21 protein-coding genes and 1 riboswitch are annotated in these 23,623 nt (G+C 53.2%); of the genes, 7 read left to right on the plus strand and 14 right to left on the minus strand.

Features of this window, described 5'->3' with window-relative positions; genetic code table 11:
• Window positions 1–1,208: hypothetical protein (locus ABTW62_RS10775; protein WP_430904584.1), on the minus strand; the 1,208-nt coding region annotated here is incomplete at its 3' end.
• Window positions 1,209–1,421: 213 nt separating this feature from the next.
• Between ABTW62_RS10775 and ABTW62_RS10780 the strand changes: the two genes are divergently transcribed.
• Window positions 1,422–1,544, plus strand: coding sequence for a hypothetical protein (locus ABTW62_RS10780; RefSeq protein WP_430904585.1), 123 nt, complete (start codon window positions 1,422–1,424; stop codon window positions 1,542–1,544).
• A 19-nt stretch (window positions 1,545–1,563) separates the two neighbouring features.
• On the opposite strand, the gene ABTW62_RS10785 is transcribed toward ABTW62_RS10780, so the two are convergent.
• On the minus strand, window positions 1,564–2,280 hold the full coding sequence (locus ABTW62_RS10785; protein ID WP_430904586.1) for an IS91 family transposase: 717 nt from the start codon (window positions 2,278–2,280) through the stop codon (window positions 1,564–1,566).
• Here ABTW62_RS10785 and ABTW62_RS10790 point away from each other — a divergent pair.
• Window positions 2,205–2,495 (plus strand): hypothetical protein, encoded by a 291-nt coding sequence (locus ABTW62_RS10790; protein WP_430904605.1) that lies wholly within the window; start codon window positions 2,205–2,207, stop codon window positions 2,493–2,495. The two genes, ABTW62_RS10785 and ABTW62_RS10790, sit on opposite strands and share 76 nt — an antisense overlap.
• 90 nt (window positions 2,496–2,585) lie before the next feature.
• Here ABTW62_RS10790 and ABTW62_RS10795 read toward each other — a convergent pair whose 3' ends face one another.
• Entirely contained in the window at window positions 2,586–3,563 is a 978-nt protein-coding gene (locus ABTW62_RS10795) for a lysophospholipase (RefSeq protein WP_430904587.1), read from the minus strand.
• A 150-nt stretch (window positions 3,564–3,713) separates the two neighbouring features.
• Here ABTW62_RS10795 and ABTW62_RS10800 point away from each other — a divergent pair, with 150 nt between their 5' ends.
• Window positions 3,714–5,900, plus strand: coding sequence for a Tex family protein (locus ABTW62_RS10800; RefSeq protein WP_430904588.1), 2,187 nt, complete (start codon window positions 3,714–3,716; stop codon window positions 5,898–5,900).
• 469 nt (window positions 5,901–6,369) lie between these two features.
• On the plus strand, window positions 6,370–7,815 hold the full coding sequence (locus ABTW62_RS10805; RefSeq protein WP_430904589.1) for a hypothetical protein: 1,446 nt from the start codon (window positions 6,370–6,372) through the stop codon (window positions 7,813–7,815).
• A gap of 159 nt (window positions 7,816–7,974) precedes the next feature.
• Here ABTW62_RS10805 and ABTW62_RS10810 read toward each other — a convergent pair whose 3' ends face one another.
• From ABTW62_RS10810 to fur, 4 genes are all read right to left on the minus strand, one after another.
• Entirely contained in the window at window positions 7,975–10,380 is a 2,406-nt protein-coding gene (locus tag ABTW62_RS10810) for a Lon protease family protein (protein ID WP_430904591.1), read from the minus strand.
• Window positions 10,381–10,734: 354 nt separating this feature from the next.
• The gene (locus ABTW62_RS10815) at window positions 10,735–11,274 is read right to left on the minus strand and encodes a manganese efflux pump MntP family protein (RefSeq protein WP_430904592.1); all 540 of its coding nucleotides are present in this window, start codon (window positions 11,272–11,274) and stop codon (window positions 10,735–10,737) included.
• 175 nt (window positions 11,275–11,449) lie between these two features.
• Window positions 11,450–12,643, minus strand: a complete 1,194-nt coding sequence (locus ABTW62_RS10820; protein ID WP_430904604.1) for a glycosyltransferase family 4 protein — start codon at window positions 12,641–12,643, stop codon at window positions 11,450–11,452.
• Window positions 12,644–13,153: 510 nt separating this feature from the next.
• Complete coding sequence (fur, locus tag ABTW62_RS10825; RefSeq protein ID WP_430904593.1) at window positions 13,154–13,597, minus strand: ferric iron uptake transcriptional regulator; 444 nt, start codon at window positions 13,595–13,597, stop codon at window positions 13,154–13,156.
• Window positions 13,598–13,852: 255 nt separating this feature from the next.
• Here fur and ABTW62_RS10830 point away from each other — a divergent pair, with 255 nt between their 5' ends.
• From ABTW62_RS10830 to ABTW62_RS10840, 3 genes are all read left to right on the plus strand, one after another.
• Complete coding sequence (locus tag ABTW62_RS10830) at window positions 13,853–14,335, plus strand: outer membrane protein assembly factor BamE (RefSeq protein WP_430904594.1); 483 nt, start codon at window positions 13,853–13,855, stop codon at window positions 14,333–14,335.
• Entirely contained in the window at window positions 14,332–15,138 is an 807-nt protein-coding gene (gene dapB, locus ABTW62_RS10835; protein ID WP_430904595.1) for a 4-hydroxy-tetrahydrodipicolinate reductase, read from the plus strand. The genes ABTW62_RS10830 and dapB overlap by 4 nt, the downstream gene beginning before the upstream one ends.
• 168 nt (window positions 15,139–15,306) lie before the next feature.
• Complete coding sequence (locus ABTW62_RS10840) at window positions 15,307–16,107, plus strand: symmetrical bis(5'-nucleosyl)-tetraphosphatase (RefSeq protein WP_430904596.1); 801 nt, start codon at window positions 15,307–15,309, stop codon at window positions 16,105–16,107.
• Here ABTW62_RS10840 and ABTW62_RS10845 read toward each other — a convergent pair.
• From ABTW62_RS10845 to gcvT, 7 genes are all read right to left on the minus strand, one after another.
• On the minus strand, window positions 16,055–16,858 hold the full coding sequence (locus ABTW62_RS10845) for a lysophospholipid acyltransferase family protein (RefSeq protein WP_430904597.1): 804 nt from the start codon (window positions 16,856–16,858) through the stop codon (window positions 16,055–16,057). The genes ABTW62_RS10840 and ABTW62_RS10845 overlap by 53 nt on opposite strands.
• A 64-nt stretch (window positions 16,859–16,922) precedes the next feature.
• Entirely contained in the window at window positions 16,923–17,861 is a 939-nt protein-coding gene (locus tag ABTW62_RS10850; RefSeq protein WP_430904598.1) for a carbohydrate kinase family protein, read from the minus strand.
• 40 nt (window positions 17,862–17,901) lie between these two features.
• Complete coding sequence (gcvPB, locus tag ABTW62_RS10855; protein ID WP_430904599.1) at window positions 17,902–19,347, minus strand: aminomethyl-transferring glycine dehydrogenase subunit GcvPB; 1,446 nt, start codon at window positions 19,345–19,347, stop codon at window positions 17,902–17,904.
• A gap of 21 nt (window positions 19,348–19,368) precedes the next feature.
• Window positions 19,369–19,863 (minus strand): thiol peroxidase, encoded by a 495-nt coding sequence (gene tpx, locus ABTW62_RS10860; RefSeq protein WP_430904600.1) that lies wholly within the window; start codon window positions 19,861–19,863, stop codon window positions 19,369–19,371.
• 60 nt (window positions 19,864–19,923) lie between these two features.
• The gene (gene gcvPA, locus ABTW62_RS10865) at window positions 19,924–21,285 is read right to left on the minus strand and encodes an aminomethyl-transferring glycine dehydrogenase subunit GcvPA (RefSeq protein ID WP_430904601.1); all 1,362 of its coding nucleotides are present in this window, start codon (window positions 21,283–21,285) and stop codon (window positions 19,924–19,926) included.
• Between the two features lie 126 nt (window positions 21,286–21,411).
• The gene (gene gcvH, locus ABTW62_RS10870) at window positions 21,412–21,801 is read right to left on the minus strand and encodes a glycine cleavage system protein GcvH (RefSeq protein ID WP_430904602.1); all 390 of its coding nucleotides are present in this window, start codon (window positions 21,799–21,801) and stop codon (window positions 21,412–21,414) included.
• A gap of 57 nt (window positions 21,802–21,858) precedes the next feature.
• A complete protein-coding gene (gene gcvT / locus ABTW62_RS10875; RefSeq protein ID WP_430904603.1) occupies window positions 21,859–22,950 on the minus strand; it encodes a glycine cleavage system aminomethyltransferase GcvT in 1,092 nt (363 codons plus the stop codon).
• Between the two features lie 173 nt (window positions 22,951–23,123).
• Window positions 23,124–23,228: riboswitch (glycine riboswitch) on the minus strand.
• Window positions 23,229–23,623: the final 395 nt, after the last annotated feature.

Genomic DNA, 23,623 nt, shown 5'->3' on the forward strand with positions numbered 1-23,623 from the left:
AATTCACTGGAAACCTTGCCCTCTGGGACTGCATTATGGGCGGCCCATATGTGCTGTTCCCATGAAGGGAGACGGGCGATGTCATAAGCATATACTGTAATAAAATCAGCTGAGTTTACTCCAAAGTGAATCCGATAACCGGAAGTGGAATGAATAGCGCCTGTTTCGGCTGTATACCATTCAAGTGAGAAGCCTCGAAGCCCCAGCAGTTCATTTACAATAGTTGAACGAAACCACAACCATCTTCCAACGTCTTCATTATTTAGTTCAGATGACGCCATTCGTGTACTATCTGTTTCGACTATAAATTGAGGTAAGTTTGTATCAGCGTCCCCTCTAACGCGCTTGCTTATGCCTTGGTGTTCAATCCACTCATCCCGGCAAAACTCTCCTTCCACCCGTATACCATAATAACCGGACTTGTTTCCTTCAGAGCTTTCATAATCAGTATTTTCGTTTGTTTCAGGCCCCATTACAGGAGCGTCTTCCTCTTCATCTACATCTGTGCGCCAAGCACGAAACATTGCCCAGCTACCACCAAACACATCATTCAAATTTCGAATAAGCAGTTCATATCTTCCGCCATCCCTCTCTTCTTGGTGGTCTATCAGGCCAGCATATTCGCTATTTTCAAGTGTTGGTACGTTTTCCACTCTTTGCCGATAGTACGATAGTTTTAGAGACAAATTTCTAGCCGCTAAATAGTCGACAAGAAATTCCCTCTTTATATCGATCAGGCGATGCTCCCCTTTGTCATCGAAAACCTCCCGCGCTACGACTACAAAATTTTCTTCGGGCCTTACCCAGTTATTTCCCTCTTTTATAAGCCGAAGCGCCACAACCAAATCAGGATTTAGTAACCATAAGGTTCCGCCAACTACAGGTTGAGGATGCTCAAAAACAAGATGAATTCCGATTGGTTCTTTGTCATTCCATTGGTACTGCTCAATTGTAGAATAATAACCATCTTCGTAGGCATAGGGTTGGGGTGTACACCCAATACCAATATCACTCCAGCTAGCGTTCTCTGCTATTTTTCTGTGTTCTGGAGGAAATGCAACAGAACCACAACCAAAGTACTCGCCAACGTGCCCTGTATATTTACAATCTCTTTTTTCATCGTTAATGGATGCTCTCAAAGGCACCCAAGTTGACTTTGAAAAAGTCCGGCGTGTTTCCTTCGTTTGAAGAATCCAATCTTGATTCATTTATCGTCAGTTCCTTTGGGCATAACGAATAGCGTTTATCCGCCGCCTTCCCCAAGTTTGCACTGGCCACTGCCGTATCGGCGGCGGATAAACCTTGTTGAACTGAACTACCGGGAAAGCGGTACTTATGGGGATTGTAAGGTTGCGGAAGCGGGAGTCAACCAAAAAATGTAACAAATAGGTACCTTTTGAGCCAAGAAATAGTATTCTGGCTTGTCGGCATTACTCAATCTGGCCCGCAATTTCTGTCTGGGTTGGTACGATGAAGGCGTATTCAGTCTGTATGAGCGGGCGCCTCCCTGGCCGCGCCAAACAGTCAATCGCCAACCGGGATAAAAATAGTGGAAAGAACGTCTCATGGTGGCCCCCGAAGTGACGGGTGTCGCCGACTCAGAGCAGACGGGATCGTTTCTATCACCATGAAACGCCCTTCGCCACAGTGTGGACAGCTCAGCCACTCACGTTGTGTTACTCGTTGCATGAATGCCTCTACTGATTCTACTGTTACCGGATGTGGGGCGGGTACCGCCAACGCAGTCCGCGCGGAGGCTAAATTGGCCGCCTTGTGTGCCGGGCCTATCAAGCCATAATGACGCATCCGCTTGAACCCGTTGGGCAGAATATGTTGCATGAAACGGCCGATAAACTCTTCCGCTTCCATGCGCACTACCTTTTTGCGGTTGCCGTTGGCGGAATCACGCATGCGGAAGTAGATGGTATTACCCCTCATGCCAAGAATGCGATCGTTGGAGATTGCCACCCGGTGCGTGTAACGTCCCAGATACGCCAGCACTTGAGCCGGGCCGCCCAGCGGCTGCTTGGCGTAGACTACCCAATTGTGACGGCACAATTTGGCAAGAAGATTTCGCCACGTCATATCATGCTTTCCTGCGTCGTGGCGCAAGCCGCCTGCGCGGCGCACCGCGTCGAGCTTGGCGATAAATTTGGCGCGATACACGCGAGAAAGTGCTCGTATCGGAAACAGGAAGTTACGTTTTGGGCTTACCCAATGGCTATCTGCGCAGGCAACGGGGACAGGTCGCGAATAAAGAAAAACTAGCGCATCGATCACAGATAGACAGTGAACAATATCCGTTCACCTGCATGCACTATATCGGATTGAATCCGCTACGCGCTGGCTTGGTAACGTATCCGGCGGCCTACGCGGTGATCATTTCTGGTTCATTGCGAGCGCAACGAACCAATCCAGGCGTGGGGCGCACTTATGCACCGGATTTGTTACGCAAGGTAGTTGACTGGCGGCGGCCGGGGTTTGACGGTGCGTAGGTATGCCCTACCGCATGAAAATGATCCATAGAGATAAACAGGGGTTTCGTTTCAATTGCCGACAGGCATTGCCATCTAAGCTGCGCACGATCACCACCGCCTGTCCGCGCCTGATGGAAGGGCTGCTGTATTGGAGGATTTTATCCATGTATAAATATCCTGCCAGATCACCTTCGCTTGCAAGTCGCGCAACAGCATATGGTAACCGTTCTCATACAAGGCAATGGTTTTCGCGGCGGCGTTGTGATCAGCGAATTCCCGCAGGAAACGATACATCGGCTTTGGAGGAATAATTTCATCCTTTTCGCCGTACAACATCAGGGTATTGACCGGAATGTTCCGGGCATTGGAAGATGCTTCATCCATCAGGTTGGTCAGGCCATGAATCGCCTCGACTCGTGTTGCCTTGATCACCAAGGGATCCCTCCCAAGTTCGATCAGCATATCGATATTGTCCGATGCGACAACGCCAAGGCCTTGGCCGGTCAAGGTCATCCACGGAATGGTATGTGCCAGTAGCCACAACAAGGTACGCTGATACCAGGGCATGGTCTCACGCGCCCAAACGGCGGGAGCTGCTAGAATAAGTCCGTCCACCGCTGTCGTCTGGTTTCGCGCCATGGCTGCAATCGCCACCGCGCCCCCCATACTCTCACCGAGCAAATAGACCGGCAGCCCCCGGTGTTCGGACCTGACCAAATCGATAAACTGATTGAGGTCTTCGGCATAAGCGTCGATCCCGCTCCACAATCCTCTGCTGGCACTGGCACCGAAACCGCGCTGATCGTAGGCATAGCTGACGATTCCGTGGTCTTTCAGGAATTTGCCTGGCGCCTCAAAGAACTGGCTGTAATCGTTGAATCCATGTAATGCAATCAAGACCGCTTCCGGTTCATCCTGTTCGGGAGACCAATATCGGAGCGGAAGCTGCGTGCCATCTGGAGTAATATAACGGTCATCGAGCAACCTCGGTTCCATGATCGCGTTGCCAGGTTTATGAATGGTGGGCGTGCATCCCAGCATCCAGATCGAGAAAAAGACAATCAATATTTGCTTATATCCAGCCATCAATCAAACAGTCAATAATGAACACTAATACAGATATGAGTATAAAACCCTGACAAGAATTCAATCCGCCACGCACGAGGCATTCCCTCTCACAATCTTAACTGGATCAATCGCAGATTATTTATCACTGCATTATAAGATAGAACCCATATGGACATTATCCAACGCATCGCCGAAGAACTCGCCGTCAACCCCCGACAAGTCACAGCAGCCATTTCGTTATTGGACGAAGGCGCGACTGTGCCTTTCATCGCCCGCTATCGCAAAGAAGTCACCGGGGGACTGGACGACAGCCAGCTGCGCATACTGGATGAACGCCTGGCTTATTTGCGTGAACTCAACAGCCGGCGTGAAACCATACTCGAAAGCATCGCTTCGCAGGGCAAGCTCACCCCGGAACTGGAACAAGCGATTCATGCCGCCGATACCAAAACCCTGCTGGAAGATCTCTATCTTCCCTACAAGCCCAAACGGCGAACCAAGGCGCAAATCGCCCGGGAGGCCGGTCTCGAACCGCTGGCCGATGCGATCCTGGCCGATCGCAACCTGGTTCCGGAAACCGTTGCCGCTGGCTACCTCAAACCTGACCAAGGCGTGCCCGATGTCGCCGCTGCATTGGAAGGCGCGCGTCAGATCATCATGGAGCGCATTTCCGAAGATGCCGAGCTCCTGGCGGAATTGCGCGAGCGCATCTGGCAGAAAGGTGTGCTTCATGCAAGCGTCGCTGCCGGCAAGGAGCAGGAAGCTGCCAAATTCAAGGACTATTTCGATTACTCGGAAGCGATCAGAAAGATTCCTTCGCATCGCGCATTGGCACTGTTCCGGGGGCGCAATGAAAGCTTGTTGAATATCACCCTCAAACCCGCCCTGGATGACCAAGACGAACACCGGCTGTGTGAGCAAATCGTCGCTCGGCGACTCAATATCTCTGACCTCAACCGGGCTGCCGATGCCTGGTTGTCCGATACCGCTCGCCATGCCTGGAAAATCAAACTGTTCACGCGTATCGATCTCGATCTCAAGCTGCGGCTGCGCGAAGCGGCCGAACAGGAAGCGATTCGTGTTTTTGCCCGCAACTTGCGGGATTTGCTGTTGGCCGCACCGGCTGGCCCCAAGGCCACAATGGGCCTGGATCCCGGCATCCGCACCGGGGTCAAGGTCGCTATCGTCGATCCAACCGGCAAATTGCTGGCAACCGATACGATTTACCCGCATCAGCCGCGCAATCAGTGGGATCAATCGATTGCGCAACTGGCCAGATTGATCGCCCAACATTCGGTTGAGCTGATCAGCATCGGCAATGGCACCGGTTCTCGCGAAACCGACCAACTGGTCGGCGACTTGATGAAGCGCCACCCGGAACTGCGGATCACCAAACTGACGATTTCCGAGGCAGGTGCCTCGGTCTATTCCGCATCCGAACTGGCCACCAAAGAGTTTCCCGATCTGGATGTGTCGCTGAGAGGCGCGGTCTCAATCGCCCGCCGCTTGCAAGATCCGCTGGCAGAGCTGGTCAAAATCGACCCTAAATCGATCGGCGTCGGTCAATATCAGCATGATGTCAACCAGGTGCAACTGGCCCGCATGCTCGATGCGGTAGTCGAGGATTGCGTCAACGCGGTCGGTGTCGATGTCAATACCGCATCGGTGGCGCTGCTCAAACAGGTATCCGGCTTATCTACTAGCATCAGCGAAAACATTGTTGCATTCCGTGATCAGAACGGTCCTTTTACCAGCCGCCGCCAACTGAAAAAAGTACCCCGACTGGGCGACAAGGCGTTCGAACAAGCAGCTGGCTTTCTGCGCATCATGAATGGCGACAATCCACTGGATGCCTCGGCAGTTCACCCCGAAGCCTATCCGGTAGTGGAAACCATCCTCAGCAACACCGGCAAATCCGTGCGCGAGCTGATCGGTCACAGTACTTATCTGCGTTCCCTCAACCCGGCCGATTACGCCGATGCGACTTTCGGCCTGCCCACTGTTACCGATATCATCAAGGAGCTGGAAAAACCCGGCCGCGATCCGCGCCCGGCGTTCAGAAGCGTGCAATACATGGAAGGTATTGAAAAAATCACCGATCTGGAACCCGGCATGCAGCTCGAGGGAGTGATCACAAACGTCGCCAATTTTGGCGCCTTTGTCGATATTGGCGTGCATCAGGACGGCCTGATCCATATCTCGCACCTGGCGGATACTTTTGTCAAAGATCCCCGCGACATCGTCAAAACCGGCGACATGGTCAAAGTCAAAGTTCTGGAAGTTGACGTGCCGCGCCAGCGCATTTCTCTCTCGATGAAGAAAGAAAATCGCGCACATACGAGAAAAACTAATTGACCTGCTTTCAGCATGCAGCATGCTCTGGCCATGCATGCCCGTTTATGTTTTCATTGAAATGAATTAATCTGAATTTTCTAGTACTCCGTTCCGTCAATTAGCTTACAAATGAAATCGATGGATTCGCCTGCCAGGCTAGGCGCAAACCGCAGTCATAGCCGTAGCTATGGCGAGGATTTGCAACAACGCATGACAGGCGAAGGCGCGATTTCATGTAAGCGGTTTGGCGGAACGGAGTACTAGGAGGCTGTCCGAGAATAGCGATCGTAGCGAGGGCGAGGCTGGTTGAGTTGGATTTTTCGATCATTTGAGGCGAATAGTCGTTCTATTTAACGAAAAGGATCGTAAAATCCGGCCAATCAGGCTCGTCCGCAGTAGATCAATCTATTCTCGGACAGCCTCCTAGCTGGCCACTTAATCAATTAAACTTCGCGGATTCAATTCGTAGCGCTTATCAGCTGGCGTGAATATGACGGCCATACAAATGACAATCGACTGGAACTCCTGGAATCATCTTTCTCAAAAAACCATGCGTATTCAGACAACCTGTCTATTTCTATTCGTTGCGTTACTCGCCTTCTCGACCCACGCGTTCTCCACAGAGAACAAGGCCAAAGTCGTTATGGATGTTTTCTGGGGAGAAACCTGTCCGCTTTGCATCGAGCAGCAACCCTTTCTGAGCGAGCTGGAGACGCGTTATCCGCAGCTGCAGATCCGTCAATACGAGGTTTTCCGCAATCGATCCAACCTGAGACTGTTCGCACTGACCGCGTACAAGCATGGAATCGAAGCCGAAGCGGTCCCGACCATATTCATTGCCGGAAATGTGTTTATCGGCGATGCGCCTTTTATCCGCAAACAACTAGAAGAAACGGTTCGTGACGCCATTCTGAAACAAAATCGCCAGTTGGACGCACCCGAAGCGGACCCTAAGCGTATTCAGCCAGACATCAAACCGGAAACAGAACCACTACCAGAAAAGCCGGCTGAAATAGAACCGCTCTCCGGAATGACCACCCTGAGCGTTCCCTTGCTCGGAACAATCGATCTTACCCAGCAGCCACTCATCTTCACCACCCTGCTCATTTCCTTTGTCGATGGCTTCAATCCCTGTTCGTTATGGGTGCTGACGCTGCTGCTGGGCATGGTACTGCGTTCCGGTTCCAGAAAACGCATGCTCATGGTCGGGTGCATTTTCCTATTTACCACCGCAACCATCTATGGCGCATTTATCGCCGGCATATTCAAAGTGCTCAGCTATGTCGCCTATCTTGTCTGGGTGCAGTGGCTGGTGGCCTTGTTTGCGTTGGTATTTGGCCTGGTCAATATCAAGGATTTCTTCTGGTTCAAAAGAGGCTTCTCCTTCACCATCTCCGACAAGCACAAACCGGGAATTTATCAATCGATAAGAAAACTGCTCCGCCCAGAAATGACAGGTCTTTCACTCGCAGGCGCCACTTTCGTCATGGCATCCGGCATCGCCTTCGTAGAATTACCCTGCACGGCCGGTTTTCCAGTGGTCTGGAGCCAATTGGTCAAATCACAGCAAATCGGCCTCATGGAGTTCTATGGATTACTCATCATCTATCTTTTCATCTACCTTCTGGTCGAAATCATCATATTCTTGACTGCCGTTCTGACGCTCAAAAGACAATGGTTTGAAGAGCGGCACGGGCAAGTGCTCAAATTGATCGGGGGCATGATCATGGTAGCGCTGGGCATCGTCATGCTTGTCAACCCTGACCTGATGTACAACCTGACAGACACCCTGCTGGTATTCTCTGCCGCACTGTTGGCAGCAGGAACACTTGCACTGCTTAAGAAATGGACGACCGGGGCGCTATATACCGCTCCACCACCAGAATCGATGCAGCAAAAATTATCGGGAGCGGATAAAAAAACTCACCGGGAATGAGCGTGCCGCAATAATCAGACTGGCGCATGAAATGCACCCTTATGTCAGCCTGTGCACAGGATGACCCGCATTATGTTGAGGCGTTTGACATAGAACAGGCGTTTCCAAACAGCTTCTTAGTATCCATTCGCGGCGCTCAGGCGTAGCAGGACAACAAGCTTATTGGTTGTCGCTCGAATGCTTTCCATCCCGCCGCAGGAATGATCTGGTGATTCGGGCGAGCTCCGCCAGCCGCGCGGCGACCCGATGATTGATACTGTCTGCCGGATATTTGCCATGCGCATCGGCCTCGCCTGCTGTCAGGCCGGTCAGCAACGCAATCGCCTGATCGACATTTTCCACGGCATAGATATGGAACTGTCCTGCGGCAGCAGCATCGACGACATTCCGCCGCAGCATCAAATGCTGCATATTGGTGGCGGGAATCAACACGCCTTGTTTGCCGGTCAATCCCCGTGCCGCGCAGATATCAAAGAACCCTTCGATTTTTTCATTCACCCCACCGATTGCCTGAACCTGACCGAGTTGATTGACCGAACCGGTTATCGCCAGCGATTGGTCGATGGGTACATTTGCCAGATTGGAAAGCAGCGCACATAACTCGGCCAGCGACGCACTGTCGCCTTCAACCATGCCGTAAGACTGTTCAAACGCGAGACTGGCGGAGAACGCGAGCGGCTGGTTTTTGGCATAGCGCGCGGCCAGAAAGGCGGAAAGAATCAATACGCCCTTGGAATGGATCGACCCCGAGAGCTTGGCCTCACGTTCGATATTAACCAGATCGCCCTTCCCAAACCGACTGGTGGCCGTAATCCGTATCGGCTGGGCAAAGGCAAACCCACCCAGTGCGATGACCGAAAGGCCATTGACTTGCCCGGTGACCAAACCTTGCGTATCGATCATCAGGGTGCCACGCAAAATCGCTTCATATAACCGGTCCCTGATTCGGTCCTGGCGACGCACCTGAAAATCGATCGCCTGCTGGACATCACTCGCCTGCACGACTGCATGGCCTGCTGCGCGCGCCCAGTAATCCGCCTCACGCAGTAAATCGGCAATACTGCGCATATGCATGGACAATTTCTCCGAGTCGTCCGCCAATCGCGCGCTGTGTTCAATGACTCTCGCCACCGCTTGACGATCATAGGGCAGCAGATCGTCCTTGCGCGCCAGGGTTGCAATCAGTTGCGCGTAAAGCAGATGTGATTCCGGATTGCGTTCGATGGTCTCCTCAAAATCTGCCGCGACCTTGAACAACTCACTGAACTCCGGATCATAGGCCTGCAGCAAGTAGTAGAAGATACGATCACCGAACAGCACAACCTTGGCATCCAGCGGGATAGGCTCCGGTTCGAGCGATACGGTACTGACAAGACTGTAAATCTGGCCCAGCGATTCAATATGGATCCTGCCCGCCTGCAATGCCCGCTTCAAACCTTCCCAAGCAAACGGCTGCATCAGCACTTTGCGCACATCCAGCAGCAGATAGCCGCCGTTCGCCCGATGCAATGCCCCCGGCTTGATCAACGTAAAATTGGTTACCAGCGCCCCGAACTGTGAGACATACTCCACCCGTCCCACCAGATTGCTGTAAGTCGGATTATCCTCACTGATGATCGGCGCGCCCGGTTTTTTGTGATTGGCGGCCAGTACATTGATCTCGTAATTATTGAAGGCCTGATGCGTGATAACGGCCATGCCGGAAATGTTAACAGTCTCATCAGGCTTTCGAAAATCATCGACATGCAGCTCCATGTCTCGCTGCACTTGGTTGAAGAAATTGAGCACTTCGGGCAGATCCGCATAATTCGCCCGCAATTCTTTAATCATTTGCCCGACAGTCGACAGCATCAGATCGCGGCTCAGTTGCCTGATGCGCTCAGCGCGTGCCCTGCGGCGTTGGGGCAACTGACTCAGGATTTTTTCCAGGTGCGTTTGCAACTCGGCGATATCTGCCTCGATCCGCTCGCGTTCTTTCTTGGACAGTTTTTCATATTCATCCGGAGGGATCACATCACGGTTACGGCTCGGCGCCAGCACAAATCCATCCGGCGTATGCAGCAGCACAATTTCCTTTTGCTCGGCTTCATCGCTCAGCTCCCGGATTTCGCGCTCCTGCTGTTCATGATATTCACGCTGAATTGCATTGACCTTGTTGCGGTATTCCTCGCCCTCGAACAGCGCCGGAATGGCACTGCGCAAATAATCGACCAGCTCCTCCATATGCGCACGCAGCGCCTCTCCCCGGCCAGCGGGAAGCCTGAGCATTTTCGGTTTATGCGGCTGTGCAAAATTGTTGATATAGCACCAGTCCGATGGGTCCGGTGCCTGGCTGGCTTTGGTTTCAAGAAACTGCTGCACCATACTGTATTTGCCCATTCCCGGCGGGCCCAGTACGAACAGGTTGTAGCCTTCCTGGCGAATCCCGGCGCCAAAGTAAACGGCATCCATGGCGCGCGCCTGACCGATGATCTCGGTCAGATCGGCCAATTCTGCTGTCGTTCGGAATGTGAACTGATCCGGTTCACAGGATTGATATAACCGTTGCGGTTCCAGAGGATGCATAGCTGCCTTTGTTCTTATTGAAGCTTGGGAAATAAATAACCTATGCGAGGAAATACATACTCGCCCACCTGACAATCACTCCAGGAGCCGGATTCATCCGCCTTCCAGCGCTGAATGGCGGCATGGCAACACTCTGGAATGAAGAAACGACCTTTCCGGTTAACTCTAGCACAAGCCGGGGCAAAGCCAAAAACCCTTTCCCGGTATCGAACACACTCTCTGAAGGGGCACAGCCAAACCGGCCATCACAGAATCTACCGGATTGCCGCGCCGCTTACGCGACTCACAACAACAAGGTTCGGTAGAACATGAGCGCCAGCTTGCGTGGTGTCGCTATGTATATATCGCAGGCACTTATGACAAAACCATTTTCAGGCCAATCAATACAAGTATGACGCCGCCGAATAATTCGGCTTTACTCTCCAGCCATGTGCCGCTTTTCATACCGATAAACACACCCACCCAACTAAAACCAAACGTGACAGCGCCAATGATCATGCAGGCCATCAATGGATTTATATCGAGCAGTGTCAATGTAAAACCGGCCGCCATCGCATCTATGCTGGTGGCAATGGCGAGCATCAGCATCACCCGGTGCGTAATCTGGGTGATATCTTCTTCTATGCCCTCGGCAAAGGATTCATAAATCATCTTACCGCCAATTAGCGTCAGCAGCAGAAACGCCACCCAATGCGCATAATTCTCGACCAAGCCTGCTGCGCCCTTTCCTCCAAGATAGCCGATCAGCGGCATCAGCACCTGAAAGATACCGAAATACACTCCCGCTTTGAGTGCCAATGCAACGGGAGCCGTTTTCTGTTTCGACCCCAGGCCAATCGATACCGCAAACGCATCCATGCTCAATGCAAATGCCAACAACAATATCTCAATCATTTGTCAGGTTCAGAATCATGCGTGCCTGTTACGTTGCTCCAATCAAGAATGTGCCAAAAAACTCCAATCGGATACAGCTGCGATAATCTTGCCAAATATTATCCGCGATGCTTCAAATTGATGCAGTGGGGTATAGTGAATATTTATTTCACTCTGACTCCGATTATTCACTGTTCTATCGCCTGTTTGTTTCCGCCGCCAGATACATGGCGTGGTATTCACGTGCCACGGCTTTCTGGTCTGGCCATTGCTCTGCCCGGGCTCGGCTTCTGGCAGCCAGGGTAGTACAGTGCGCAGGATCAGCCAGAACAGTGCTGAGCCGTTGCGCGAGGTCGCTGCCATCGGCTGCTGCCAATTCGGCGGCCTCGCCTACCACGTCGCTCACGCCGCCAACTTGGGTGCAGACGATAGGCAGGCCGGCTGTCATCGCTTCCAGAATGGCCATGCCGAATGATTCGGTCTGTGAAGCGCTAACGAATGCATCAGCTGCGGCCAGATAAGGGCCGACATCATCGGCGGCGGTGATGATGGGCGGAGCAATACCAAGCCGTTCGGCACGCGCCAGATAGGGGGCTGCATCGCCATCGCCCAGCAATACCAAGCGCCAGTCCGTGGGCAGTGCTGTCATGGCGTCGATGATCAGTTCGAAACGCTTGAGCGGAATCAATTGACCGACGGCCAGCAAATAACGTGAGCGCTGGTCCCAGCCCAGTATCCGGCGGGCGCTTCGTTTTTCCGGCAAGTTGAGGTCGGGCCGCGCATGCGGGATCGCGTGCCAACGGGCATCGATCGGCAGTTTCAGCTCGCTGGCAAGATTGGCGCGCCCGCTTACAGTCGGGCACACGATCCAATTTGCGGCCCGGGTGACGCGGCGCTCCCACTGCCACAAAAGCCATCGCAGCCAGCGCGGCAGCGGTTGTATATAAGCATGCAGTGCCTGCGCGACACAACTAAAGCCATGCTCGCTAATGCCCCATGCAATCCGCTGCCCTGCCAGCTCGTGGGAGGCGCCGGCAGCCACAACCGCGTCGTGGCAATGCAGGTGGGTATAGGCCTGATCGATGGCCCGGCGTGCGGCCATGCGGCCTGTCTGCCAAGCCGATACCAGGACATGCACGACAGGTTGAATATCGGCCGGACACAGCCTGGCCAGTTGTTTGCGCCAGTGTGCGGCCTGGGCCAGCGATGCCGCATCCATATCACTCGCGCAGATATAATCCGACTGAATGCCAATCTGATTCAAGCCCTTGAGTAGGGAGGCATTCACTCGCCCCATGCCATAGCGGGAGTCGGCCCGAATTTCGCGGCTGGCGTGTAGGATTTTCAAGGCTGGTGTCTTGTTGCGTGAATCATTCTGGAATATACCCATCAATCATTTTCAGTCATCCTTCATATGTAACGATAAGCACGGCCATGGCGAGTGCCAACAAGCTAGTACTCCGTTCCGTCAATTAGCTTACAAATGAAATCGATGGATTCGCCTGCCAGGCTAGGCGCAAACCGCAGTCATAGCCGTAGCTATGGCGAGGATTTGCAACAACGCATGACAGGCGAAGGCGCGATTTCATGTAAGCGATTTGGCGGAACGGAGTACTAGGAGGCTGTACGAGAATAGACTGATCTACTACGGATGAGCCTGATTGGCCGGATTTTACGATCCTTATTCGTTAAATAGAACGACTATTCGCCTCAAATGATCGAAAAATCCAACTCAACCAGCCTCGCCCTCGCTACGATCGCTATTCTCGGACAGCCTCCTAGAAGCTATCCAGTGCGCAGGGTGTGCTTGCGCACCAGGAAATCGACGCTGGATTATTCAGGGCTGCATGTATCCCACTCAAAATTGCATGCAGGTATTTTCCGCAAGATTAGGCTATCACTACTTGCTGCGATGCGGGCAGTTTTCTTTGATGCAATCGGCATACAATGACAAGGAATGGGCCTGCAAAGTGAAGCCCCGTTCCTTGGCAATTTTGGCCTGGCGTTTCTCGATTTCGGCATCATAGAATTCTTCGACCCGGCCGCATTGCAGGCAGACCAGATGGTCGTGGTGCGTCTCGCTGGCCAGCTCGAAAACCGCTTTGCCGCTTTCAAAATGATGGCGTTCCAGTAGGCCGGCCTGCTCAAATTGGGTCAAGACCCGATAAACCGTTGCCAGGCCGATGTCTTCTCCCTCGCTTAACAGCTCCTTATAGATATCTTCGGCGGACAAATGGCGAACAGTACTATTTTCAAATAAATTCAGGATCTTCAAACGCGGCAAGGTGGTTTTCAGCCCCATCGTTTTAAGATCTATACCCTTTAAATTATCTGACTTGGTCATGGTTTAATCTTTCCAAAAATTATTTGCTGTATCATATAGCGGAAGCCGAAGAGAATCCGATGGTTAACGTGTTTGCCTATTGATTCTTGGAAAGCATACTTTATCACAGATACAGTGCAGTCACTTTCGTTGATATTCGGCTCGGTCTGTCATTTCAAGAAACCGCTGACTGACAATACAAGGATTTGTCAGTGGTTTCCTGGCTTCGCTCAGGCTCTTCATCATCCTAGGCAGGTTTGAAAATATTTACTCGGTATGCGTGCATTACTTCCACGACTGCTTTTGCTATCTCTGTTTTTGTCCAGCTGCTCCTATCTTCCACCATTTCCATACAAAATCGACATCCAGCAGGGGAATGTGGTCGATGAGGAAATGGTCAACAAGTTGAAGCCGGGAATGACCCGTTCACAGGTCAGATTTGCGTTGGGGACGCCGCTTGTAATGGATGCTTTCCACAATAATCGCTGGGATTATATCTACCGTTACGCGCCCAAGAGCAGGCTGGCCGAGAACCAGCGGCTGACGGTTTTCTTCGAAAGCGACCGGCTTGTCCGTATCGAAGGCGATTTTCCGCAACCCTCTGCTTTCAGAGAATCGTTCTCGATTATACCCGGTTCCGGTCAAGGATTCGGCCCCATCGCCGATCCACGCGGCGAAGCAGAGGAAGATGCCGAATCGGGCCGGACGATTGATTTCATGAAAGAAAATCAAATGGAATTTTATAAAGGGACCCAATGACACTTACAAATATAGCTGTTGCTGGCAGCACCGGCCGAATGGGCCGGGCCATCATGGAAACGGTTGCCGAGGCGCTAGACATGCACTTATCGGCAGCGTTGGAACAACCTGACAACTCCTTTCTGGCGCAGGATGCGGGGTCGCTGATCGGTTTCCCTTGCGGGGTAACGGTTCGCAGTGATTATGCCGAAGCACTCCGGGGCAGTGATGTACTGATCGACTTTACCCGCCCGGCCGGCACCCTCGCCCATCTTGAGGCCTGCCGTGCACTCGGGATCAAAATGGTCATCGGCACAACCGGCTTTACAGCGGCCGATAAAGAGCTGATCCGCACAGCGGCCGATGACATCGCCATCGTGCTGGCACCCAACATGAGTGTCGGCGTCAATGTCCTGTTCAAACTGCTGGAAGTGGCGGCAACGGTTTTGCAAGAAGACTACGATATCGAAATCATCGAGGCACATCATCGGCATAAGGTCGACGCGCCATCCGGCACTGCCCTGCGCATGGGTGAAGTCATCGCGGATACGCTCAACCGGGATTTGAGTAAAGTTGCGATCTACGGGCGGGAAGGCAATACCGGTGAACGCGCGGCCGACACGATCGGCTTCTCGACCATACGCGGCGGCGATATCGTTGGCGATCATACGGCGCTGTTTGCCGGCATCGGCGAGCGCGTGGAAATTACGCACAAGGCCAGCAGTCGCAAGACCTTTGCATCCGGTGCGCTGCGGGCCGCGCGTTTCCTTGCCGGTAAGCAATCCGGCTTGTTCGATATGCAGGATGTGCTCGGTTTACGCTAGTACTCCGTCCAGCCAAAACGCTTACATGAAATCGCGCCTTCGCCTGTCATGCGTTGTTGCAAATCCTCGCCATAGCTACGGCTATGACTGCGGTTTGCGCCTAGCCTGGCAGGCGAATCCATCGATTTCATTTGTAAGCTAATTGACAGAACGGAGTACTAGTTTACCATGGCGACTTTTGCAATTGGCGACCTGCAGGGTTGCCATCGGCAGTTCCAGCAACTGGTCGAACTGATTGGTTTCAATCCCGGCCGGGACAAGCTGTGGCTAGTTGGCGATATTGTCAACCGCGGGCCCGATTCCCTGCCGCTGCTGCGCTCACTCATGCAGCTCGGCGAGGCGGTCATCACGGTGCTCGGCAATCACGATCTTCATCTGCTGCGGGTCGCGCTTGAGCCATCCCGGCAATGCCCGGGTGATACTTTGCAGCCGATTCTGGATGCCCCTGACAAGCAGGTATTGCTTGAATGGCTGCGGCGGCAACGGTTGTTTCATGTCGAGGATGAATATGCGCTGGTCCACGCCGGTCTGCTTCCCGGCTGGACCATCGAACAAGCCCTGGAGCTGGCGCAGGAAGTCGAAGCGGTCATTGGCGGCGATCGCTTCCCTGATTTTGCCCAAAATATGTATGGCAACCAGCCCGATTGCTGGCAGGATGGATTACAAGGGTATGAGCGCTGGCGAGTAATCGTCAACGCCATGACACGCCTGCGGGTCTGTTCGCCTGCAGGAAAAATGAATTTCTCCTATAAAGGCGATCCGGCAACGATTCCCGCCGGTTTTTTGCCCTGGTTTGACGCGCCCGGACGCGCCAGCAGGGACGCGACAATTGTTTTTGGACACTGGTCGGCGTTGGGATTGCATATGCAACGTAATCTGATTGCACTGGATACGGGATGCTTGTGGGGCGGCTGCCTTACGGCTGTTCGACTGGAAGACCGGAAGTTGTTTCATCTGCCATGCGCCTGATTTCGACCGCGAGCTCTTCTGCTATCGTATGCTCTGCCAGGCGCGCCAGCTCACGCCGGTTCCTGTTGGCACAGGCGATTGCCGGCCCATAAATCAATACCGCTTCGACCTGAGGTTGGTCAAGTATGCGCAGTAAAGACTGCACGATCGATATTTCGACATACGCCACACCGGTATTACGCTCGCCATCGGGATTACGATAGCGAATCGCCGCCGGATACAGCAAGGTGTGCGCGGCCACGGCAGGTTGTAGCAGGGACGCATGAAAATGGTGCAGCACGCCGCCATCGCTTGTCATCCCTTCCGGAAACACGGCCACCGAATCCCCTTTTGTCAGCAGCTCGCCGATCGTGCGATTGGTTCGCAGCGTCTCTCTTCGCTTCTCGCGCTCGATAAACAATGTGCCGGCACGCTTGCTCAGCCATCCCAGCAATGGCCAGCTGCGGATTTCAGCCTTGGCGACAAAGCGGACAGGAAAGGTGGCCAAAATCACCAGAATATCGAGCCATGAAATGTGATTGGCGACCAGCATCACGCCTTTATGCTGATTGCAAGGCGGGATATCGCCGGTTTGCAACTCGATGTTCAGGATATGCAGAAAGCCGCGTGCCCAGCGGCGCGCCATACGGTTCTGGATAGTGCGGCTGAAGTATGGATAGACCAGTGCCTGCAGCAATCCGGATACAAAATGAATCAACAGCCTGATCAGCCGGATGCTCTTGGTCAATGTGCTGACGCGGGCAGCGGACATAGGAAATGGTGCCTCATATCGGTACCGGATAAATGCTGCTTATCCGGCTTGAGAATCCATATGACTACCAGAAAATATGGGTATCAAACGCCTCAAAGTAGAGCTGGTCGATCTGATCACGCTCGTAGCGATGATTCTGCCCGCCGCGGTGGGTGATCTTCAATGCGCCCATGAGGGATGCAAGCCGCCCTGTCGTTTGCCAGTCCAGGTTCTGGGCAATGCCATATAACAAGCCAGCCCGGTAAGCATCGCCGCAACCGGTCGGATCGACGATCTGGCGGGGCTTGACGGCCGGGATTTCGTAACGGTTGCCATCTGCATAGATCACCGAACCCTCTGCGCCCTTGGTTTCAATGAATGCCTTGACCTGAGCAGCAAGCGCTTCCACGCTATAGCCCGTGCGCGATTGCAACAGCTGCGACTCATAGTCGTTAACCGCGATGTAGTCGGCTTTGCTGATGAAACCGAGCAATTCCTCCTGGTTGAACATCGGCAGCCCCTGTCCGGGATCGAACATGAACGGGATGCCAGCTTCATGAAATTCCCGTGCATGGGCAAGCATGCCCTCGCGGCCATCCGGCGCGATAATACCAAGCGAGACATTATTGGCATCCCTGACGCTATTCTGATGAGAAAAATTCATCGCGCCCGGATGGAAAGCGGTGATCTGGTTGTCGTCCAGATCGGTAGTAATGAAAGCCTGGGCAGTGAAAGTATCCTTGACCTGGCGCACATACGTCTGCGCCAGCCCCAGCTTCTCCAAACGATAGGCATAGGGCTGGAAATCATCCCCGACGGTCGCCATGATGAGCGGCTGACCCTCGAGCATCTGCAGGTTATATGCAATATTTGCAGCACATCCGCCAAATTCCCGGCGCATTTCCGGCACCAGGAAAGCAACATTCAGCACATGGATTTTATCCGGCAGAATGTGGCGTTTGAAATGATCCTCAAACACCATGATGGTGTCATAGGCGATCGAGCCGCAGATAAGTGTTTGCATAACTATACAGAATGGTGAATGATAATGGACGCAGTAGTTTCTAGGGTTTCCAGACGATATCGAGCTCGCGGGCGGCCTTGACGTCGTCCAGCTTGCGCAGTGGCATTTGATGCGGTGCCGATTTGACCATCTCCGGCTGGGTCTCGATTTCGGCCAGGATTTCCTCCATGGCGATGACAAAGCTGTCGATCGTTTCCTTGGATTCGGTTTCAGCCGGTTCGATCAACAGACATTCCGGCACCAGGATCGGAAAATAGGTGGTCGGCGCATGGAAACCCTTGTCAAGTAGACGCTTGGCAAGATTCATGGCGGTCACCCCTGTTCTTTCCTTGATTTCCTTCATGGTCACGATGAATTCATGACTGGCGCGACGGGTCGGGTAGGCAATCTCGAAACCGGCCTTGCGCAACTCGGCCATGAGATAGTTCGCGTTCAGTGTCGCAAATTCTGAAATACGGTGCATGCCCTCCGAGCCCAGCAGCCTGACATAAATATAGGCACGCAACAGAACCCCAGCATTGCCCATATGAGCCGACAAACGGCCGATGGTTTGTGGCCGGTCTTTTTCCGTCAGCCAGCGGTAAACGCCATTCTCATAGGCCACGATGGGTACGGGCAAATAAGGCAGCAGGCGCTTGGCCACACCCACCGGGGCAGCGCCCGGCCCGCCGCCACCGTGAGGGGTCGAGAAGGTTTTATGCAGGTTCATATGAATGACGTCGAAACCCATATCACCGGGTTTGACTTTACCCAGAACAGCATTCAGGTTGGCGCCGTCATAGTACAGCAGCCCGCCCGCTTCATGCACGATCCGGCTCATTTCCGATACTTTTTTCTCAAACACGCCCAGCGTGGAGGGATTGGTCAACATTAGACCAGCCGTCTTGGGGCCCACCGCCGCCTTGAGTGCAGCCATATCGACATCGCCTTCCTTATCAGTCGGGATTTCGACAACCTTGTAGCCACACATGACGGCTGTTGCAGGGTTGGTACCATGTGCGGCATCCGGCACAATGATCTCGGTGCGCGCGCTATCACCACGCGCCTCGTGATAGGCACGAATCATCGTGACCCCGATCAGTTCACCCTGGGCACCGGCCATCGAAGTCAGGCTGACAGCCTCCATGCCGGTAATATCCTTGAGGATTTCCTGCAAATCATACATGCAGGCCAGAAATCCCTGGCCGGTATCTGCCGGCGCCAACGGATGCCGCGCCAGAAACTGCGGCAGCATCGCCAGCGCATTACAGGCGCGCGGATTGTATTTCATGGTACAGGAGCCAAGCGGGTAAAACTCGGTATCGATGGAAAAATTTTTCTGCGATAGCCGGGTATAGTGACGCACAGTATCCATTTCGGACACTTCGGGCAACAACGGTGCCGATTTGCGCAACAAATTATCGGGAATATTGCGCCTAGTGGCCCGTTTTGCAGGTGCCTGCGAGTAATTCAGCCGGCCCTTGCGGGCGTGTTCAAATATCAGCATGTTTTGTCTATCTTGGCAAAATCAGTTCAAAGCAGCCAAGGCCGCATCGTAGTTGGGTTCATCCTTGATTTCCGGTACCAGCTCGGCGTGGATGATTTGGTCGTTTTCATCCAGTACGATTACCGCGCGTGCGGTAATGCCGGCAAAAGGTCCGTCAGCAATGGCCACGCCATAGTCGCGCATGAATTGCGCACCCCGCATGGTAGACAACGGAATGACCTTATCCAGCCCTTCCTGGTCGCAGAAGCGGCTCATGGCAAACGGCAGATCTGCGGCAATGATCAGCACCACGGTATTGTCCATTTCACTCGCGCGCTGATTGAATTTACGCGTCGACAGCGCGCAAACCGGGGTATCGAGACTCGGCACGATATTGAGCACTTTCTTCTTGCCGGCAAAATCGGCCAGTGTCACGTCCTTCAGGTCTCTATTGACGAGAGAGAAAGCCGGCGCTTGCTCACCTGTTTTTGGAAAGGTACCTTCAATTTTAATTGGTGTTCCACCCATAGTAACCATGGTTCTTGTCCTCTCAAAATAAGTTAAATGCTACTGTAAACTGACCTGCGCTGTTCTTCATCAGGCATTGGCCGTCAGTGCCTGTCCGAACAATTCGACATATTTATCCAGATCATCAGCCGTTTTGGTTTCTGTCACGCATACCAACAAGGTATTGCCCAATTCGGGATAATGCTCTTCGAGGCGCAAGCCACCCAATACACCCTGGGCTTTCAAGCTGTCGAGCACCTGGGCAGCAGGTTTAGGCAACGACAATACTGCTTCATGGAAAAATGGCGCATTGAATGTTTTTTTCACGCCTGGGAGTTTTTCCAGTTTTTCAACCAGCGACCAAGTATTTTCATGCGACTGCGCAGCAATCCGGTAAAGCCCTTCAGGCCCCACCAGCGACATGTAAATGGTGGCAGCAGTCACCATCAAACCCTGATTGGTACAGATATTAGAGGTCGCCTTGGAACGCCGGATATGCTGTTCGCGCGCCTGCAACGTCAGCACAAAGCCTTCCTGATTGTTGAGATCGGTGGTGCGTCCAATGATACGCCCCGGCATTTGCCGGACGAGCTGCTGTTTGCAGGCCATGAAGCCGAAGTAAGGGCCGCCACTGGAGAGCGGAATGCCCAGCGGCTGGCCTTCTCCAACGGCAATATCCGCGCCCTGATTGCCCCATTCACCCGGCGGCGTGAGCATGGCGAGTGCGGTTGGGTTGACAACGGCGACTGCCAGCGATTGCTTGCTGTGCGCCCAATCGGTCAATGCATCGACTTGTTCCAGTACGCCAAAGAAATTCGGCTGGGGAATGACCAATGCGGCAAATTCTTCCTGACCGTATTGGTCCAGCTGTTCGGGCAGGATCTGTCCGGATGCCTGATCGTATGGAATCTCCACGACTTCGATCGCCTGGTTTTTGACGATAGCGCGCACCACGCTGCGATAAATCGGATGGACCGTTTGGGGAATCAGTATCCGTCTCGAGGTCCGGTGTTGGCGCACAGCCATCAGTGCCGCCTCGGCCAATGCAGAGGCGCCATCATACAGGCTGGCATTGGACACATCCATGCCGGTCAATGAAGCCATCATGGTCTGGTATTCGTACAGCAGTTGCAGAGTACCCTGGCTGGCTTCCGCCTGATAGGGGGTATACGAAGAATAATATTCACCGCGGGTGGTGATTTGCCAAACAGCCGCCGGAATATGGTGCTCATAAGCGCCTGCACCAATAAAGTTGAGATAAAACCCATCTTTCTGGGCGCGCTCGGACATGAGCCGTGTGATTTCCATCTCGCTCATGCCAGGTGGCACACGGGTCAGGGTACCGGTTCTCAAATCAGCGGGAATCTCGTCGAACAATTCATCGATTGACTCGGCGCCGATGCTTGCAAGCATCGCTTCTATATCTTCTTCGGTATGCGGGATAAATGGCATGATTGATTAAGGCTTAAGCTGAAAAATATTCATGATGACTCGAAAAATGTTAGCGTGCGGCTGGCCGTGCGTACCGGCCCAGCACACGCCTTTCGTCTCTGCCGGAAAAGCAGACCGACACCGCCCTCAATGCGCCTCGCTTTCCAGTGCTTGTTGATACCCATTGGCATCCAGCAGACCGTCCAGTTCGGCGGGATCCGACAGCTTGAGCTTGAACAGCCAAGCTGCATAGGGCTCCTGATTAATTTTTTCCGGGGCGGATTCGAGCTCGGTATTGACTTCGATCACTTCCCCGCTCACGGGTGCATAGACATCCGATGCCGCCTTGACCGATTCCACCACGGCACATTCTTCTCTTTGCGTCAGATTGCGCCCGACCTGTGGCAACTCGACGAACACCATATCGCCAAGCAATTCCTGGGCATGCTGGGTAATGCCAATGGTCACTGTCCCATCTGCTTCCGATTTAACCCATTCATGCGATTTTGCGTATTTCAGCTCAGCTGGAATGCTCATTTGTCTCGACTCCAAAATATATGTTTAGAAAAGTTTCCTGGTGTTTTACAGAATAATTCAAATCAATACCTGACCATTGCGAACGAATGGATATTTGACAACCTTGGCGGCCAGTTGTTTGTCGCGCACGGCAACATGGACCTGATCGCCAACAGCCACCTCTGCAGGCACCCGCGCCAGCGCGATCGATTGATTAATTGTCGGCGAAAATCCTCCACTGGTGATTTCCCCCTCGCCTGAAAATCCGTCCCGTTGAACGATGACTTTCTGATGGCCGCGCAGGACGCCTTTGTCCAGTAGCAGCAATCCTACCAACTGCTGCTTGACGGGTTTTTGCTGGAGCGCTTGTTTTCCGATAAAGTCACGCTCGCTTTTCAGATCAACTGTCCAGGCCAGCCCCGATTCGAGCGGACTGGTCGTTTCATCCATATCTTGACCGTACAGATTCATGCCTGCTTCCAGCCGCAAGGTATCACGCGCACCCAGTCCGGCAGGCGCAACCCCGGCCGCATGCAGTTTTTCCCACAGGGTAACGGCCTCGGTTGCCGGCAGGATGATTTCAAAACCATTTTCCCCGGTATAGCCGGTGCGGGCGATAAAATAAGGCTCCAGTGTGGCAGATTGAAATGGCTTCAATGCCTCGGTGACCGCTTGTGAACCGGGTATGGTGGCCCATACCTTGGTGGGCGCATTCGGCCCCTGTACCGCAATCATGGCCAGATCCCGGCGGGGTGTAATGGTCAGTTGAGGCGCACTTTGCGCGGCCTGTGATTGAATCCAGGCCAGATCCTTATCCGCAGTGCCGGCATTGACGACCAGGCGGAACCAGGATTCAGTGAGAAAGTAAATGATCAGATCGTCGATGATGCCGCCTTCGGGATTGAGCATACAGGAGTACAATGCTTTTCCTGAAAGGGTAAGCTTATCGACATTGTTGGCAACCAGTCCGCGCAAGAATCCACGGACATTCTCACCATGTATGTCTACAACCAGCATATGGGAGACATCGAACATGCCGGCATCGCGCCGGACCTGGTGGTGTTCGTCCAGTTGAGAACCGTAATGCAGTGGCATATCCCAGCCGCCAAAATCTACCATTTTTGCGTGCATGGCGCGGTGTGCTGCGTTAAGGGGAGTCGTTTTAAGCATCTATTTTCTCTCAAAGATAAAAAAGGAAGTCTCGCGCCCGATAAAGTTGAGAATACAATTCTATGGCGTGATTCGTCGCAGCAAAGGGTTGATCATTTATGGCGTCTGGCTGTATGCGCGCTTGACCGGCTTTGTGCTTGGATAGCTCATGATGGTTTCTCCACAGGCTCTGACTTTTCCCCTCTGTCCTTTTACCTGAGAGTTTTACGGATTGTCGCCCGCATGCCCCTTCGGTGGCTGAATCGAATCGTGAATCAGCACTCTCCAGATTGCCTGTCGCAAGCAGTTACTCAGGCCAATTTGAGCATTGGCCATGCCTGAGCGATTCCGGGGGGTTACGCCTTCGGCGGCGCTATCTTGCAGCGCACTCTCCTGCCTGGATGATTTTTTAGCAGGTTGCCACTATACCTTAGCTTGCGGTTTCAAGACAAGGCAAAGCTGCATATCATGACCGGGGTAAGGGGCGCCCACTGAAATAAATCTGCATATCACCGAATTTGGCTTTCGTGATATAAAGCAAGCAGTGCTAGGAGGCTGTCCGAGAATAGCGATCGTAGCGAGGGCGCGGCTGGTTGAGTTGGATTTTTCGATCATTTGAGGCGAATAGTCGTTCTATTTAACGAAAAGGATCGAAAAATCCGGCCAATCAGGCTCGTCCGCAGTAGATCAGTCT

This window comes from Nitrosomonas sp. ANs5 (genome assembly GCF_050584665.1).
Taxonomy (GTDB): Bacteria; Pseudomonadota; Gammaproteobacteria; order Burkholderiales; family Nitrosomonadaceae; genus Nitrosomonas.

Bases quoted from the DNA above. Each gene is read 5' to 3' on its own strand.
- ABTW62_RS10795 (WP_430904587.1), bottom strand. From the start codon at position 3,563: ATGGCTGGATATAAGCAAATATTGATTGTCTTTTTCTCGATCTGGATG.
- ABTW62_RS10800 (WP_430904588.1), top strand. From the start codon at position 3,714: ATGGACATTATCCAACGCATCGCCGAAGAACTCGCCGTCAACCCCCGA.
- ABTW62_RS10805 (WP_430904589.1), top strand. From the start codon at position 6,370: ATGACGGCCATACAAATGACAATCGACTGGAACTCCTGGAATCATCTT.
- ABTW62_RS10810 (WP_430904591.1), bottom strand. From the start codon at position 10,380: ATGCATCCTCTGGAACCGCAACGGTTATATCAATCCTGTGAACCGGAT.
- ABTW62_RS10815 (WP_430904592.1), bottom strand. From the start codon at position 11,274: ATGATTGAGATATTGTTGTTGGCATTTGCATTGAGCATGGATGCGTTT.
- ABTW62_RS10820 (WP_430904604.1), bottom strand. From the start codon at position 12,643: ATGGGTATATTCCAGAATGATTCACGCAACAAGACACCAGCCTTGAAA.
- fur (WP_430904593.1), bottom strand. From the start codon at position 13,597: ATGACCAAGTCAGATAATTTAAAGGGTATAGATCTTAAAACGATGGGG.
- ABTW62_RS10830 (WP_430904594.1), top strand. From the start codon at position 13,853: ATGCGTGCATTACTTCCACGACTGCTTTTGCTATCTCTGTTTTTGTCC.
- dapB (WP_430904595.1), top strand. From the start codon at position 14,332: ATGACACTTACAAATATAGCTGTTGCTGGCAGCACCGGCCGAATGGGC.
- ABTW62_RS10840 (WP_430904596.1), top strand. From the start codon at position 15,307: ATGGCGACTTTTGCAATTGGCGACCTGCAGGGTTGCCATCGGCAGTTC.
- ABTW62_RS10845 (WP_430904597.1), bottom strand. From the start codon at position 16,858: ATGTCCGCTGCCCGCGTCAGCACATTGACCAAGAGCATCCGGCTGATC.
- ABTW62_RS10850 (WP_430904598.1), bottom strand. From the start codon at position 17,861: ATGCAAACACTTATCTGCGGCTCGATCGCCTATGACACCATCATGGTG.
- gcvPB (WP_430904599.1), bottom strand. From the start codon at position 19,347: ATGCTGATATTTGAACACGCCCGCAAGGGCCGGCTGAATTACTCGCAG.
- tpx (WP_430904600.1), bottom strand. From the start codon at position 19,863: ATGGTTACTATGGGTGGAACACCAATTAAAATTGAAGGTACCTTTCCA.
- gcvPA (WP_430904601.1), bottom strand. From the start codon at position 21,285: ATGCCATTTATCCCGCATACCGAAGAAGATATAGAAGCGATGCTTGCA.
- gcvH (WP_430904602.1), bottom strand. From the start codon at position 21,801: ATGAGCATTCCAGCTGAGCTGAAATACGCAAAATCGCATGAATGGGTT.
- gcvT (WP_430904603.1), bottom strand. From the start codon at position 22,950: ATGCTTAAAACGACTCCCCTTAACGCAGCACACCGCGCCATGCACGCA.